The following is a 13,383-nucleotide window of genomic DNA, read 5'->3' on the forward strand; positions in this document are numbered from 1 at the left end:
AGTGGCCGTGCCGGCAAGGGTGGTGAACCGTGCGTCGATGCGACACGTGTGTGATCGACGGGCTGCTCAGAGGCGGTTTCGGGGGGTGACGAGAGGACTGTCACAACCGGCTGACTGCTCATCAGTTCCGGGCTAGAGTGCCGCGCGGGTACGCGTGCGCGCTTGAGCTCCGGAGCCGGTCCGGCCGGTAAGCCGTCGAGCGCCCCGGCTCGTCAGCCCATTTCCGATGGAGGAGGAACCGGTGAAGGGCGTTCTTTTCGACGGCAAGGAAGCCTCGATCGTCGATGACCTCGAGGTGCGTGCACCCGGGGCCAACGAGGTCCTGGTGAAGATCGGCGCTGCCGGTCTGTGCCACAGCGACATCTCGGTGATCAACGGCACCATCCCCTTCCCGCCTCCGGTCGTGCTCGGACACGAGGGTGCGGGTGTCGTGGAGGCCGTCGGCGAGTTGGTGTCGCACGTCAAGCCCGGCGACCACGTGGCGCTGTCCACGCTCGCCTCGTGCGGTGCGTGCCGCGAGTGCGACCGCGGCCGGCCGACCATGTGCGCCAAGAGCTTCGGCCAGCTCAACCAGCCGTTCACGCGCGGCGGCAAGCCGGTCTACAACTTCGCGGGCCTGTCGGTGTTCGCGGAGAAGATCGTGGTCAAGGGCGTCCAGGCGGTCAAGATCCCCAAGGACATCCCGCTCGCGTCCGCCGCGCTGATCGGGTGCGGTGTGCTGACCGGCGTGGGTGCGGTGCTGAACCGGGCGAAGGTACAGCCCGGCGACACCGTCGCGGTGATCGGCACCGGGGGCATCGGCCTCAACGTGATCCAGGGCGCGAAGCTCGCGGGCGCGGTGCGGATCGTGGCCGTGGACGCGAACCCGGCGAAGGAGGAGGTGGCGCGCGAGTTCGGCGCGACCGACTTCGTCGACGCGCGGGCGGTCGAGGACTCGGTCAAGGCGGTTCAGGCCCTGGTGCCGGGCGGCGTGGACCACGCGTTCGAGTGCGTCGGGCACGTCGCGGTGATCCGCAACGCGATCGACATGCTCGGGCGGGCCGGCCAGGCGATCATCCTGGGCGTCGCGCCGTCGGACGCCGAGGCGTCCTTCCACGTGTCCTCGATGTTCCTGGACAAGTCGATCATGGGCTGCCGCTACGGCTCCTCCCGCCCGCAGTACGACATCGCGCGCTACGCCGACCTGTACCGGACCGGCGGCCTCAAGCTCGACGAACTGGTCACCCGGACCTACGCGTTGGACGACTTCCACCACGCGGTCGAGGACGCGGAGGCGGGCAAAATCGCGCGAGGCGTCTTCGTCTTCTGACCCGGCATCGGTCGTCGGATCACCTTCCGTGCGAAGCGCGCTCCTCACGCCGAGGGGCGCGCTTCGGCGTACGGGGCCCGCACCTCGTCAGATCGACCGGATTTGGTTGCCCTGTGCAATCGACGGGATACAATCGGCTCTTCGCACTGACCGGGGGGTGTGTGATGGCTGAACGGTTTTCGGTGGACTTCGGCTGGCTGGACGCGTTGACAACCGCGTTCGACGGCTCGACCCGCGCCACGGACGCGGCACTCGAAGCACTGCACGAGACGGGTCCGATCCGGACCGGGCACAAGGATCTTGATACCGCGTGCGACCATTTCAAGCAAAAGTGGGATAAGCGGGTCAAGGAATTCCGTGGCCGGATCGGCGAGTTCCGGTCGGCGGTCGATCAATCCAAAGCCGCATACGGGGTGACCGAAGAGCATGTGGGTGCTTCCATGACTCGGCTTGCCGGCGGCGCTCCGACGTCGCCCCCGATGCCCCCCGCGTCGCCGGCGGAACCCGGGTCTCCGCTTCGTTCCATCCTGGATCCACATGGCAAATCCGTGCCGTCGAGCGCACCGCCCACGACTCCGGGGCGGAGTCGGATCGGTGGGGCGTTCGCATGAGCTCGGCCTCGAAGGAGTTTCCCGGGTTACGGTTCGACCCGACTCCGGGGCTGGTGCCGGCGATCGGTCAGCTGGCCGAGAAGGTGCGTCAGGCGGCGGGGCAACTGGGCACCGTGCGGGCGGAACTGGAGCGCACGCTGCGCGATCCCGGAGCGTGGACCGGTTTGGCCGGCGCAAGCTGCCACGACGCGGTCCAGGGGATCTACCCGGAAGTGTGGATCATGCACGACGCCCTGAACGGTGTCGACCACACGCTGGGTGAGTGGTCGTACCTCCTCGCCGAGTACCAGCGCTCGCGAACGACCCTGGAGGCTCAGGCAGTGGCGGCCCGAGCCCGGGTGAAGGAGGCGAAGGCGAACCCGGACGTCGATCTGGGCTTCACCGAGATCGTCACCCGCTCCGGCGGCGACCTCGAAGCCCTCCTGCAACGTCACGGCCTGGCCAAACAGGCCGTGGATCGGGCGGAGGACGAATTGGAGGGCATCATCAAGGCCGCGGAGGGCCTGAAGAAGCAGCACGACGAATCGGCCGGAACGTTCGCCAAGCAGATCCGCGGCTTCGCCGATCACCTGCCGGACCGCAACACGATGACCCCGGCGGGGTCGAGCACCATTCCGCCCTACTTCACGAAGCCACCGGTCAACCGGGAGGACACAGGTCCCAAACGCGAGTTCGACGTAACCGACCCGACCGCCAAGGACCAGGCGACGCGCCTGGCCGCGAAGGCCATGGTTGCCGGGCAGGACGCGTATTTCGACAATCCGCGTGCGGCCTCCTACATGAAGAACTGGCTCGAAGGGAACGGGCAGGACGTCCAGTTCGACGCGAAGGAGCTGATCAATCAGAATCCCGCCCTCCAGAAGTTGGTGACGCAGACCATCCTCTCCGCCGGCCCGAAGGGGAGCTTCGATACCGGGTGGCAACAGGGGAGTATCTATCATGATATGAAAGCCCCCGAGTCGGCCGGAAGTCAGAAGCAGCTGCTCGACTGGTACTACACGATGAACGGTTATCAGTACCGGATCGTCGGATCCGATTTCAAAATGGTCGACGGGAAACCGGTGGGGCAGGTGCGGGTGGATATCTACAAGCGCTACAACTGGGGGAATCCGGAGGGCGGCGTGCCCCGGGGTGATATCAAGGGTGTGCCTCAGAACGATTTGGCTCGGCTCAACGAGACGGGGCTGGCGCACGATTTTGATATCGTCGGCAGCACGACGTTCTATGCGGCTCCGCAGCCCGGGTCGTGAACCTTGGTGGTGCGGTGCGCAGGGTGAAGGATTCCGTTTCCCGGGCCTTGTTCTTGGGTGCCGCTTTTCTGGTCGGGATGCTGGTTCTGAGCCTCGTGACGATGGGGGTGTACCAGATCCATCGTTGGCATCCATGGGCGCCGGACCGACATGATTCGCGTGCCGATGCGGGGAGCGATCCCAGTTTTTCCCTGAAGAAGTCGTTGCGGCTGACCGGCACCACCCTTCCGGTGGAGGCCGTCGATGTTCACTTCTCCGCCGGGGGAAACATGATGGGGACGAGCTTGTCGCTCACCTATCGGATCCCCTGTGGGGCGGTTCCGGCCGTGCTTGCCGAGGCGAAGCCGGGCGCCCCGACTGCTGTGGATGATGTCGACAACAGGTACGTCCGGGACTTTGCCACGAGGCACGGCTGGCGTCCGGATATCGGTTCCACAGTGGCCTATTCCCGTGAAGGCAAGGGATTCACCAGGATGCTGGTGCAGACACCGGCGGCGCCTGGGAATTGCTCGGTGTATATCGACGCCTTCAACTGACTCCATTCCTCGCTCGCGCGCCGTCGTGACCCGGCGCGCCGATCGCTTCCGACGAGTGGGGCGCTTTGCCGTGGGCGAGTGCGTCCGGTGCCGATTGCCACCGGGCGCGCGGCACCGGGTGAGGTGGCCGGGCGGCAGCCGGCCGAAGCCGGCCGGGGCGAGGCGCATCGCCCGATTGCCGCATGCGCATGGCAATGACGGTGCGGGTCGCTACGTTGCGTGGATGATCTTTCGCGGGCGTGGCTTGAACACGGCGGTCGACCGACTCGAACGGGCCTTGGCGGAGCGGGACGACGTCCTGTTGAACGAGGCGTACGGGCAACTGCGCGACGCGTTCGAGGAGGCGAAGCCGAAGAGCAGCGCCGAGGTGGGGCCGCGACTGGCCGCCCTGTTGCCGCGAACCCCTCTGGGGGCGGGAGCGATCCTCGCCGTCATGATCGGCGCCTGTGTGGAGAACGGCGCGGATCCGCAGGCGTGTTCGGGACCGGTTCTCGCCGGTGTGCGGGACGCCCTGCGCGACGTCGCGGGCTTCCCCGCGCTGTGGGCGGAGGCGGTCGGCGACGACCTGCCCGAGCGCGACCATCTCGCCCTGGGCGAGGTAATCGAACGCGTTGCGGCTTCGGCGGGCGGACTGGACGAGGGACGGTTCGCCGCCGTGTCCGCGTGGATGCAGTTGCCGCTGTGGGAGATGGCGGCCGTTGCGATGCTGTCGCACGAGGAGATACGCCGGGCGGCACAGGCCGACGGCACGCTCGTCGCGTCGGCCGAGGAGGCCGCGCTCGGCGACGCGGACCTCAAGTGCCTGCGCTATCTGCTCAAGATGTTCGACGACGAGCCGTTGGTCGTGCTGCATCGGCCGACGGGGACGGGCTACCGGATGCGGGTCACCCGCATCGGCGACAACTTCCAACTGCACACGCTGATCCGGCACATCCTCATCGGCGGCGGGCACATCGCGGGCGACCCGCCGTCGGCCGAGGCGGTGGCGGCGTCCCGGGACGCGGCGTTCGACCCGGACAGCGCGCCGACGACGACCGGCGCGTTCAATCTGGCCGGCGCGGACGGCGCGTGGATCTGGAACGAGGGCTGCCCGGCGGACATTCCGATCGTGGACGGCGAGCGCGTACTCGTACTGGACCCGCCGACGTACGAACGGACTTGGAACGCGAGCCGCTTCTACCCGCACATCACCGGCGACCTCACCCTCGAAGCGCTCTTGGACGGCGCCGAGACCCAGGCGTACCTGGCCAAGGTCGCACCCCCGCGGCTGTGGCCGGACGGCGACTAGGCCGGGTGTCCACGGCCCGCGGATGCGGGCCGTGACAAGCTGCCATGCGATACCGGCCCGGGGCGGTGGGGCGTCAGGAGTCCACGGTCGCTCGGTCGGATTCGCTGCGCAGAACGCAGAATTCGTTGCCTTCGGGATCGGCGAGGATTGCCCAGCCCGAACCGTCGGGGTTGCGGTGATCGGCGACAAAGGTGGCCCCGAGGCCCAGCAGCCGGTCCACCTCCTGATCGCGCGAGGTCTCGGGGCGCAAACACAGGTGGATCCGGTTCTTGATCGTCTTGGGCTCGGGCACCTGGTTGAAGTACAGCACCGGGCCCTCCGCAAGCATCACCTGGGTTTCCCGGTCACCCGGTCTGTCCTCCGGATGCAGCGGACGGCCCGTCACACCGCTCCAGAACCGAGCCAACTCGTAGGCATCCGCACAGTCGATCGCCACGTTCTGCAATACCGAGACCATGCGCGTGAGCCTTCCCGATCTTCACGCCCGACACCACCGAGTCGCGCCGATCTTCGCGCACACGGCTCGGAGTTCCGGCGGCCCGTCCGATACGCGCCGCAGGTCGCTTCCCTCGGATCATCCGATCAGCGAATGGCTGTTACGCGTGGAGGTGTTGGTCCCGCATGGCGGCTTGGCGGCGATCGGGCCGACGGTTGCGGGGAAACACGTGCGATGGGGCCGCGCGACACCGCGCCGACGGTGGGGTGGGCACGGGGGCTGCACCGTGGGACGGCGCGACTCCTGTAACACTGTCCACCGAGCCGGGCCGGGAACGCTGTGACCAGGGCAAACGTAGCGTTGCCGGGGCGTCGAGCGGGGCGTGCCGGGCCCACCCTCGTTCCTTCTCGTGACCATGTCACCGAACTGCGACAGCGGCGTCGTGGAGCATCGACTCCCGTATCGCGTCGGCTCGCAGCCCCTACATAGTGATCAGGCAGGCACCGACGAGCCGGAACCGCTTCGGCTCCAATCACCTGATACCAAGGGGTTCTTCATGTTCGGCAACCGTCGCACCGCCCTCCTCGTCTCCGCAGCCATCGTCGGCGGCGCCATGCTGACGACGGCGTGCCAGGAGTCGGACTCGAACTCGAAGGCCGGTCAAGGCACCGCGCCCGCTGCTCCGGCGGCCAACACCCAAGCCGCTCCGCCCGCAGCGCCCGGTTCCGCGACCACGGGCGGCAACCAGGGCGGCGGGACGGCCCCCGCCGCGCAGCCCCCCGCCGGGAAGAGCTCCGGCGGGCAGGGCGCGACCGCCGCCGGAGGCGCCGGCGGGGGTGCGGGCGACAACGGCTCGATCGGCAAGTGCCGCACGGACGACCTCAGGGCCACCGCGCAGGACGCCACCATCACCGGCGACGCCGAACGCACCGTCGCGGTGACGTTCAAGAACATCGGCCACAACTGCACGATGTCCGGATTCGCTGGCGTCGACCTGGAGACCAACCAGGGGCCGCTGTCCGCGAAGCGCACGGGGCAGTCGGCGGACCCGTTCACGCTCAAGAGCGACGCGTCGGTGTCCTTCGGCATCACCTACCCGAGCAACGACACCGGTGGCTCCGGCGTCCGGATCACCGGCCTGCTGGTGACCCCGCCCGGAGAGACCAAGTCGATCACCGTGCGCTGGCCGGGCGCCGCCACGCTGCCCGTCACGGACGGCGCCGGCTCCCCGGTCAAGGTCGGCCCGATCGGCAGCGCCGGACAGGGCGGCTGACCCACACGCATTGGAAGACCTTGGGCAAGGCCACGGGCACGGGCCCCACCGCACGAGCGGTGGGGCCCGTGCCCGTTGGCCCGTCGACGCGGCCGTCCACGCGCCGACACATCACCGGCGCTCGCGCCGGAAGAGCCCATGGGCCGCGTTCGCGGAGGAAGTCTCGCCCGCGGGGCGCCGGTTCGGACCGTCAACGGGCTCCGTCGACCGGCTCCTCCGCCACAACGACGTTACGGCCTAGAGGAGATGGTCGGCCCGGCCGGCCTTGATGTCGCGGATGAGGGTGCGGAGGGCGTCAATGGTGTCGGTGAGGTAATGGTCTTCCTGGCCCTTGACGGCGATGTAGGCGTTGCCTTCGCCATCGGTGCCGAGGCGGAAGCACGAGTTTCCCTCGGCGCAGAACGGGTCTTCCCACGCGATGTCTTGCATCGGAACTCTCCTCACAGTTGGTGCGCGATCATGCGCATGGATCGCGGAACTGCTCTGTGGCTGGGACGGATTCTTCAACGAGCGTGACGTCGTCGGCTGCGGCAGCCGGCTTTCGGGTCTCCGAACAGCCAGTGATCCAAGCCACATACCGGTCTACGCTGCCGGATATGGGGACTCAACTTGATCCGTCGTTGTCGGTCGGGGAACGCATCCAAGTCTTGCGTGAGCGGTCCGGAAAGTCGCGGGCTGTGTTGGCCGGCCTTGTGGGCAGGTCCGAGGGTTGGCTCAAGGCGGTGGAGAAGGGCCGTCTGTTGCCGCCGCGCCTGCCGATGCTCGTGAAGCTCGCCGAACACTTGGGCGTCCGGGACCTTTCGGATTTGCTGGGAGGCGTGTCGCTGCCGACTTCACTGTTCTGTGGGTCGGAGCACCCGGCCTTGCCCGTGGTCAGGCGGGCTGTGGATACCGCTCCGTTGGGGCCCAGTGTCGGCAGCGCGCCCGACGTCGAGCACGTTGCGGCTGCGCTTGCGGCGGCCTGGCGGTCGCGGATCACGCGCGGCGACCATCGCACCGCATTGGGGGAAGCGCTCCCCGGCTTGGTGGCGTGCGCTTCGGTGGCGGCCTCGCATCCCGAGTGCTCCGATCGCCGCCGTGCGCAGGTGATGTACGCGTCCACGCTGAATCTCGTCCAGATGTTCGCGGCCTACCAAGGCGACGGAAACCTCGTTTGGCGTGTGGCCGAACGATCCCTTGCCACGGCCCGAGCCTCGGGTGACCCCGTCGCCATCGGCCAGGCCGCCTGGTTCCTGGTGGAGGCGTTCCGTGCGGCGGGCCAGTGGGAAAGTGCGCAGACGATGACCGAAGAAGCTCTTCGGCTCTTGGATCCTCTACGTCGTCGTTCCCCCGAACTTGCCTCTGCCTGGGTGGACATGGCTTTCCACGCTGCCATCACGCACGCGCGTGCGGGCGAACAGGGCGATGCCTGGCACTGGTTCGATCGAGCAGCAGCCATCGCCCGTACTCTGCCTTCCACCTGGTGGTCGGCGCCGACGTCCACTTCACCGAAAGTGGTCCCGATTCACGGCGTTACGGTGGCGGTCGAACTGCGCCAGGTGGGGACTGCGTTGGGTTGGGCCGACAAGATTGCCCCGGAGAGCATTCCCGCCCGGCCGCGTCGAGCGCGTCATCTGGTGGAGGTGGCTCGGGCGCACGCTTTGAAGGGTCGGGTGAGTGAGGTGGCGAGTCTGTTGACCACCGCCATCGAAGCTGCTCCGGAAACTCCCCGGTGGAACCAGGAGACGCACCACATGGTTCGGGGTCTGCTCGACGGGCCGCCCTCCGTGCAAAGTGTCGCGCGCGATCTGGCGACGGCCACCGGGCTGGTCGCGTAAGCAAGGGGATACAGACTGTGCCCCCGGGGTGCTGCGCCGGCTGATTCCCTCCCGTTATGGACACAAACGGGCAGATGGACGGCGGCGGTCCTGTCACCCTGCCATCCAAGCGGCGATTCATGTTCCTCCGGGTGTATCGCGTCGACTCGTCCGGTCGGGCGCAATCGCCGCCTCGAGAAGTGGGGTTCGAGGCGTATCCGAACACCACCGGACTTCCGCCGACGAAATCGCCACACGACTGGCCACCGTGCACCTGCTACCGCTGCCGGGGCACCGTCATCGTCGGGGACTGGGTCGCCCCGGCCACCCGGGAACTGCAATACGGCCGGCCCGCCGGTGTGGTCGTCGGCATCGGCCGATACCGCAACGAGCAGACGGTCGTCGTGCGATGGGGCGGACCGGATGACGTGTGGTGGCTGGACGTGACCGAAGTAAGCCACATTCCTCCGCCCTGATGCCTCGACTCGGTGGCACGCGCAGGTCACCGCCTGGCGAACGGTGATAAGCGAATCTTGCGTTCGGCGTCGAATCGCCGCCGGATTCCGTGCCTGGACGGGCCCGGGATGGGAGTGATCGATGCGTTTCGGATGTGACTCGGGTTGATCGTGGCGCTCTCGTGTGGGCGGTTTCGAGATTGGTTCGGTCGCGTGTGGCAATCCCATCGGCAATTTCGATCAATCTTCGGAGCGGTGGGAAATCGTGGGTTATCCGCGTAACCCGTCAGTCCCGCTTTCAGTTGATCGGATAGGTTCCGCGCGTCCTGGCGGCACCTCTAAACTCGCTCCGCTGCGGCCCCAGGTCCCACGGACCGCGGTCAGGTACCCGATCGGCGCCTCGGGCCACGCGCGGGGTGTCCGCTGGAGAGGAGCCCTACCGCCCCATGCCGACTCCGCACGTCGACCCGCACGATCGCCCTCCCGAGCCCGAGCCCGAGTCCACGTCCGATTCCGAACCCCACCCCACGTCGGCAAGCGAGAACCCCTCCGTCCCGGCGCAGCGCGCCCCGTACGTCGACGACCGCACGGGTTACCTGGAAATGGAACAGGACCCGAGATTCGGGGGGCTCAAGAAGCGCCAGCGGTCCTTCATCTTCCCGGTCACCGCCGCGTTCCTCGCATGGTTCCTGCTGTACGTGGTGATGTCCGCCTACGCGCGTGACTTCATGGCCAAGGAGCTGATGAACCACATCAATGTCGCGCTGGTGTTCGGCCTTCTCCAGTTCGTCTCGACGTTCGTGATCGCCTGGGCCTATTCGCGATTCGCACGCACCCGACTCGACCCCGTCGCCACCGAACTGCGAGAGGAACTCGAAGCGTGAACCTTTCTCTCGAACTCGCCGCGAAGTCCAGCAACCGAGGCTGGACCTTCGCGATGTTCGCCGTGCTGGTCGTGGTGACCCTCGGCATCACCTTCTGGGCCAGTCGCAAGAACCGCACGGCGTCGGACTTCTACGCCGGTGGCCGTTCGTTCTCCGCCCTCCAGAACGGCATGGCGATCGGCGGCGACTACATGTCGGCCGCGTCCTTCCTGGGCATCGCGGGCATCCTGGCGCTGTCCGGTTACGACGGATTCCTGTACTCCATCGGCTTCCTGGTCGCCTGGCTGGTGGCCCTGCTGCTGGTCGCCGAGCCGATGCGCAACTCGGGCCGATACACGATGGCCGACGTACTCGCGAACCGGATGCGTGAACGCCCGGTACGGATGGCCGCGAGCGTGTCCACGATCGTCGTGTCGATCTTCTATCTGCTGGCCCAGATGGTCGGCGCCGCCTCGGTCGTCTCGCTCCTGCTCGACGTCAAGAGTGACACCGCGCAGATCTCGGTCATTGCCGCGGTGGGCGCGCTGATGATCGTGTACGTCACCGTCGGCGGCATGAAGGGCACCTCCTGGGTGCAGATCGTCAAGGCCGGGCTGTTGATGGTCGGCGCGTTCGTGATGTGCGTGTGGGTGTTGGCGAAGTTCGACTTCAACGTCGCCGACCTGCTCGGCACCGCGGCGAGCAAGTCCGGTTCGGGCGAGTCGTTCCTCCAGCCGGGCCTCAAGTACGGGGCCACGGACGGCTGGTCGAAGATCGACCTGATCTCGCTCGGGCTCGCGCTGGTGCTGGGTACGGCCGGCCTCCCGCACATCCTGGTGCGCTTCTACACCGTGCCCAACGCCCGCGTCGCGCGCAGGTCGGTGACCTGGGCGATCGGCATCATCGGCGTGTTCTACCTGATGACGCTGATCCTCGGCTTCGGCGCGGCGGCGCTGATCGGCAGCAAGGAGATCAAGAAGGCCGACCCGACCGGCAACACGGCCGCGACCCGGCTCGCCGAACACCTGGGCGGCGGGGCGGGTACCACCGGTGGCGCGCTGATGCTCGCCTTCATCGCCGCCGTGGCCTTCGCGACCATCCTGGCCGTGGTGGCCGGCCTGACGCTGGCGTCGTCCTCGTCGTTCGCGCACGACCTGTACGCGAACGTGTTCCGCAAGGGCCGCACCACGGACGCCGAGGAGGTCAAGGTCGCGCGGATCGCGGCGCTGGTGATCGGCACGGCGGCGATCGTCCTGTCCGTGTTCGCCCGCGAGTTGAACGTGGCCTTCCTGGTCGCGCTCGCGTTCGCCATCGCGGCCTCGGCCAACCTGCCGGCCATCGTGTTCTCGCTGTTCTGGAAGAACTTCAACACCCGCGGTGCGGTGTTCGGCATCTACGGCGGCCTGGTCACCTCGGTCCTGGTGGTCGCGCTGTCCCCGATCTGCTGGGGCGGGGCCACCGACACCAAGCCGGCGATCAAGCAGCTCAACGCCAAGCAGGCGGACGACTGCAACGTGTCGAAGGACCGCAAGGACGTGGGCAACGCGACGGCGCTGTTCAGCTGTACGACGCCGGCACCGATTCCGCTGGAGAACCCGGGGATCATCTCGATCCCGGTCGGCTTCGCGTGTGCCGCGATCGGCGCGATGTCCGCCCGGCGTCGCCGGACCGACGACGACGACCGCAAGTTCGCCGAATTGGAGGTCAGGGCGCTGACCGGAGCCGGCGCGCACTGAGCGGGCGCGGCAGGCACCGATTCGGACCCGCGGCCTCGGCCCGGGTCCGAATCGGTGTCACGCGTTGTCGCTGGGGTGGCCGAACCGGCCCTTGTAGAACAGCAGTGGAGCACACTCCATCCGCGGTGCGTCCAGGGCCTGGACCCGGCCGATCACGATCTCGTGGTCGCCGCCGTCGACGACGCTCTCCAGCGTGCAGTCGATCCACGCGAGGACGTTCTCCAGCTTCGGCGAACCCGTCGGTGCCGGGCTGTGGGCGACGCCGGCGAACTTGTCCGCGCCGCTGACCGCGAAGCCGCGGCAGAGCAGTTCCTGGTCCTCGGCGAGCACGTTGACGCAGAACCGGCCGCCCGGGCGGATGCGCGGCCACGTGGTGGACGTCTTGGCCACGAAGAAGGTCACCAGCGGCGGGTCCAGCGAGAGCGACGCGAACGACTGGCAGGCGAAGCCCACCGGGGTGTCGCCGTCGAGCGCGGTGATCACCGTGACGCCGCTGGCGAAGTGGCCGAGGACGTGCCGGAACGTGGCTGCCTCGACGATGCCTTCACCCTCCGGCAGGGCGATGGCCGCGGGATCCGCGGGCTTCGTGCTCGCTGCGTCGATCTGGCCCATGATGGACTTCCTCGCAGGTGTCTTGGGGCGTCGGGTCTGTGACGCTACGTCACCCGATTTCCTTGCGTCAATCAAAGGGGAGGGGGTCCTTCGTCACACCTGACGACTCGTCAGTTGCCTTGTGGCGTAAGGCACATCCGCCCGTCGGCGGGTCGTGGTGGGAGGTGCCGGCGGCCGTGGGGCGGTTGGTCACCAGCCGTAGTACTCCGGCTTGCGGCGTTCCATGAGGGACGCGACGCCCTCGTTTGCGTCGCGGGAGGTCATGTTCAGTTCGACGATTTGCGCCTCCTCGTCGAAGGCGGATACGCGGTCGGTGTCCAGGGAACGGTTGACCAGTTGTTTGGTGTACGCGTAGGCGCGGGTCGGGCCGGTGGCCAGACGCTCGGCCCACTCGCGGGTGACGGCTTGCAGTTCGTCGTCCGGTACGACGCGGTTGACCACACCGATCCGGAGCGCCTCGACGGCGGGCAGATCGTCGGCGAAGAACATCAGCTCCTTGGCCTTCTGCGGGCCGACCAGACGGGGGAGGAGGTAGGCGCTGCCGCCGTCGGGGACGAGGCCCCGGCGGGTGAAGATCTGGATGAAGCGAGCGGACTCGGCGGCCAGGACCAGGTCGCAGGCGAGAGCCAGGCTCATGCCGTAGCCGGCGGTCGTGCCGTTGACCGCGGCGATGACCGGCTTCTCGCAGTCGAGGACGGCATTGGTCAGACGTTGCACGCCGGTCTTCATCATCCGGGTTGCGTATCCGGTGGGGCGGGCGGGGGGCTCGGGGATGGCATCGGCGGCGGCCTCGTCGGTGGCCGCGGCCTCGGCGAGCAGAGACTTGGTGCCCGGGCTGCTGCGGAGGTCCATGCCGGTGCAGAAGTGCTTGTGGCCTGCGGCCGTGAGGACGACTGCGCGGACCGCCTCGGTGGCGGATGCCTCGCCGAGGAGTTCGATGAGGCGTTCGCGTTGGGCCCAGGTGATGGCGTTGCTGGCTTCGGCGCGGTTGAGGGTCAGCCAGAGGACGCCGTTCTCGATGTGGTGGAGCAACTCTTGCTTGGTGTCGGTGGTGGTCATGTGGGTGTCGGCTCCTTGCTGGGGTCGGTCGGCCTTGAGCGCCGACCGGGCTGGATGGTTTTCGTCCGGCGTTGAGCGTTGGTCGGGTTGGGTTGGCCTCAAACACCGGCCGGGCTGTCGGATTGCCTTGGGCCGGGCTGAGAGGTGGCCTCGAACGCC

At 67.9% G+C, this 13,383-nt stretch carries 14 protein-coding genes; 10 read left to right on the forward strand and 4 right to left on the reverse strand.

Annotation, left to right across the window (positions count from 1 at the left end; genetic code table 11):
- The first annotated feature begins 241 nt into the window (after positions 1-241).
- The 5 genes from ACIBM5_RS40115 to ACIBM5_RS40135 all read left to right on the forward strand — a co-directional run bounded on the left by ACIBM5_RS40115 (position 242) and on the right by ACIBM5_RS40135 (position 4,994).
- Positions 242-1,309 (forward strand): Zn-dependent alcohol dehydrogenase, encoded by a 1,068-nt coding sequence (locus tag ACIBM5_RS40115; protein ID WP_396011625.1) that lies wholly within the window; start codon positions 242-244, stop codon positions 1,307-1,309.
- A 164-nt stretch (positions 1,310-1,473) separates the two neighbouring features.
- A complete protein-coding gene (locus ACIBM5_RS40120; protein WP_396011626.1) occupies positions 1,474-1,920 on the forward strand; it encodes a hypothetical protein in 447 nt (148 codons plus the stop codon).
- A complete protein-coding gene (locus ACIBM5_RS40125) occupies positions 1,917-3,170 on the forward strand; it encodes a hypothetical protein (protein ID WP_396011627.1) in 1,254 nt (417 codons plus the stop codon). The genes ACIBM5_RS40120 and ACIBM5_RS40125 overlap by 4 nt, the downstream gene beginning before the upstream one ends.
- A 23-nt stretch (positions 3,171-3,193) precedes the next feature.
- The gene (locus ACIBM5_RS40130; RefSeq protein ID WP_396011628.1) at positions 3,194-3,706 is read left to right on the forward strand and encodes a hypothetical protein; all 513 of its coding nucleotides are present in this window, start codon (positions 3,194-3,196) and stop codon (positions 3,704-3,706) included.
- Between the two features lie 223 nt (positions 3,707-3,929).
- Positions 3,930-4,994 carry a hypothetical protein gene (locus ACIBM5_RS40135; protein WP_396011629.1) on the forward strand — a complete coding sequence of 355 codons (1,065 nt, stop codon included), beginning with the start codon at positions 3,930-3,932 and terminating at the stop codon, positions 4,992-4,994.
- Positions 4,995-5,067: 73 nt separating this feature from the next.
- Here the strand turns inward: ACIBM5_RS40135 and ACIBM5_RS40140 are convergent, their stop codons facing one another.
- Positions 5,068-5,451 carry a VOC family protein gene (locus ACIBM5_RS40140; protein ID WP_396011630.1) on the reverse strand — a complete coding sequence of 128 codons (384 nt, stop codon included), beginning with the start codon at positions 5,449-5,451 and terminating at the stop codon, positions 5,068-5,070.
- Between the two features lie 535 nt (positions 5,452-5,986).
- On the opposite strand from ACIBM5_RS40140, the gene ACIBM5_RS40145 reads away from it, so the two are divergent.
- The gene (locus ACIBM5_RS40145; protein ID WP_396011631.1) at positions 5,987-6,703 is read left to right on the forward strand and encodes a DUF4232 domain-containing protein; all 717 of its coding nucleotides are present in this window, start codon (positions 5,987-5,989) and stop codon (positions 6,701-6,703) included.
- A 237-nt stretch (positions 6,704-6,940) separates the two neighbouring features.
- Here ACIBM5_RS40145 and ACIBM5_RS40150 read toward each other — a convergent pair whose 3' ends face one another.
- On the reverse strand, positions 6,941-7,132 hold the full coding sequence (locus ACIBM5_RS40150) for a hypothetical protein (RefSeq protein WP_396011632.1): 192 nt from the start codon (positions 7,130-7,132) through the stop codon (positions 6,941-6,943).
- 167 nt (positions 7,133-7,299) lie between these two features.
- On the opposite strand from ACIBM5_RS40150, the gene ACIBM5_RS40155 reads away from it, so the two are divergent.
- The 4 genes from ACIBM5_RS40155 (at position 7,300) to ACIBM5_RS40170 (ending at position 11,553) form a co-directional block, all read left to right on the forward strand.
- On the forward strand, positions 7,300-8,520 hold the full coding sequence (locus tag ACIBM5_RS40155) for a helix-turn-helix domain-containing protein (protein ID WP_396011633.1): 1,221 nt from the start codon (positions 7,300-7,302) through the stop codon (positions 8,518-8,520).
- A gap of 56 nt (positions 8,521-8,576) precedes the next feature.
- Positions 8,577-8,975: a hypothetical protein gene (locus ACIBM5_RS40160; RefSeq protein WP_396011634.1), complete on the forward strand. Its 399-nt coding sequence runs from the start codon at positions 8,577-8,579 to the stop codon at positions 8,973-8,975.
- A gap of 425 nt (positions 8,976-9,400) precedes the next feature.
- Positions 9,401-9,838: a DUF485 domain-containing protein gene (locus ACIBM5_RS40165; protein WP_396011635.1), complete on the forward strand. Its 438-nt coding sequence runs from the start codon at positions 9,401-9,403 to the stop codon at positions 9,836-9,838.
- Between the two features lie 53 nt (positions 9,839-9,891).
- Positions 9,892-11,553, forward strand: a complete 1,662-nt coding sequence (locus ACIBM5_RS40170; protein ID WP_396011658.1) for a cation acetate symporter — start codon at positions 9,892-9,894, stop codon at positions 11,551-11,553.
- A gap of 57 nt (positions 11,554-11,610) precedes the next feature.
- Here ACIBM5_RS40170 and ACIBM5_RS40175 read toward each other — a convergent pair whose 3' ends face one another.
- Complete coding sequence (locus ACIBM5_RS40175) at positions 11,611-12,165, reverse strand: flavin reductase family protein (RefSeq protein WP_396011636.1); 555 nt, start codon at positions 12,163-12,165, stop codon at positions 11,611-11,613.
- A gap of 189 nt (positions 12,166-12,354) precedes the next feature.
- The gene (locus ACIBM5_RS40180) at positions 12,355-13,224 is read right to left on the reverse strand and encodes an enoyl-CoA hydratase/isomerase family protein (RefSeq protein WP_396011637.1); all 870 of its coding nucleotides are present in this window, start codon (positions 13,222-13,224) and stop codon (positions 12,355-12,357) included.
- Positions 13,225-13,383 lie beyond the last annotated feature (159 nt).

This window comes from Embleya sp. NPDC050493 (genome assembly GCF_044458105.1).
Lineage (GTDB): Bacteria > Actinomycetota > Actinomycetes > Streptomycetales > Streptomycetaceae > Embleya.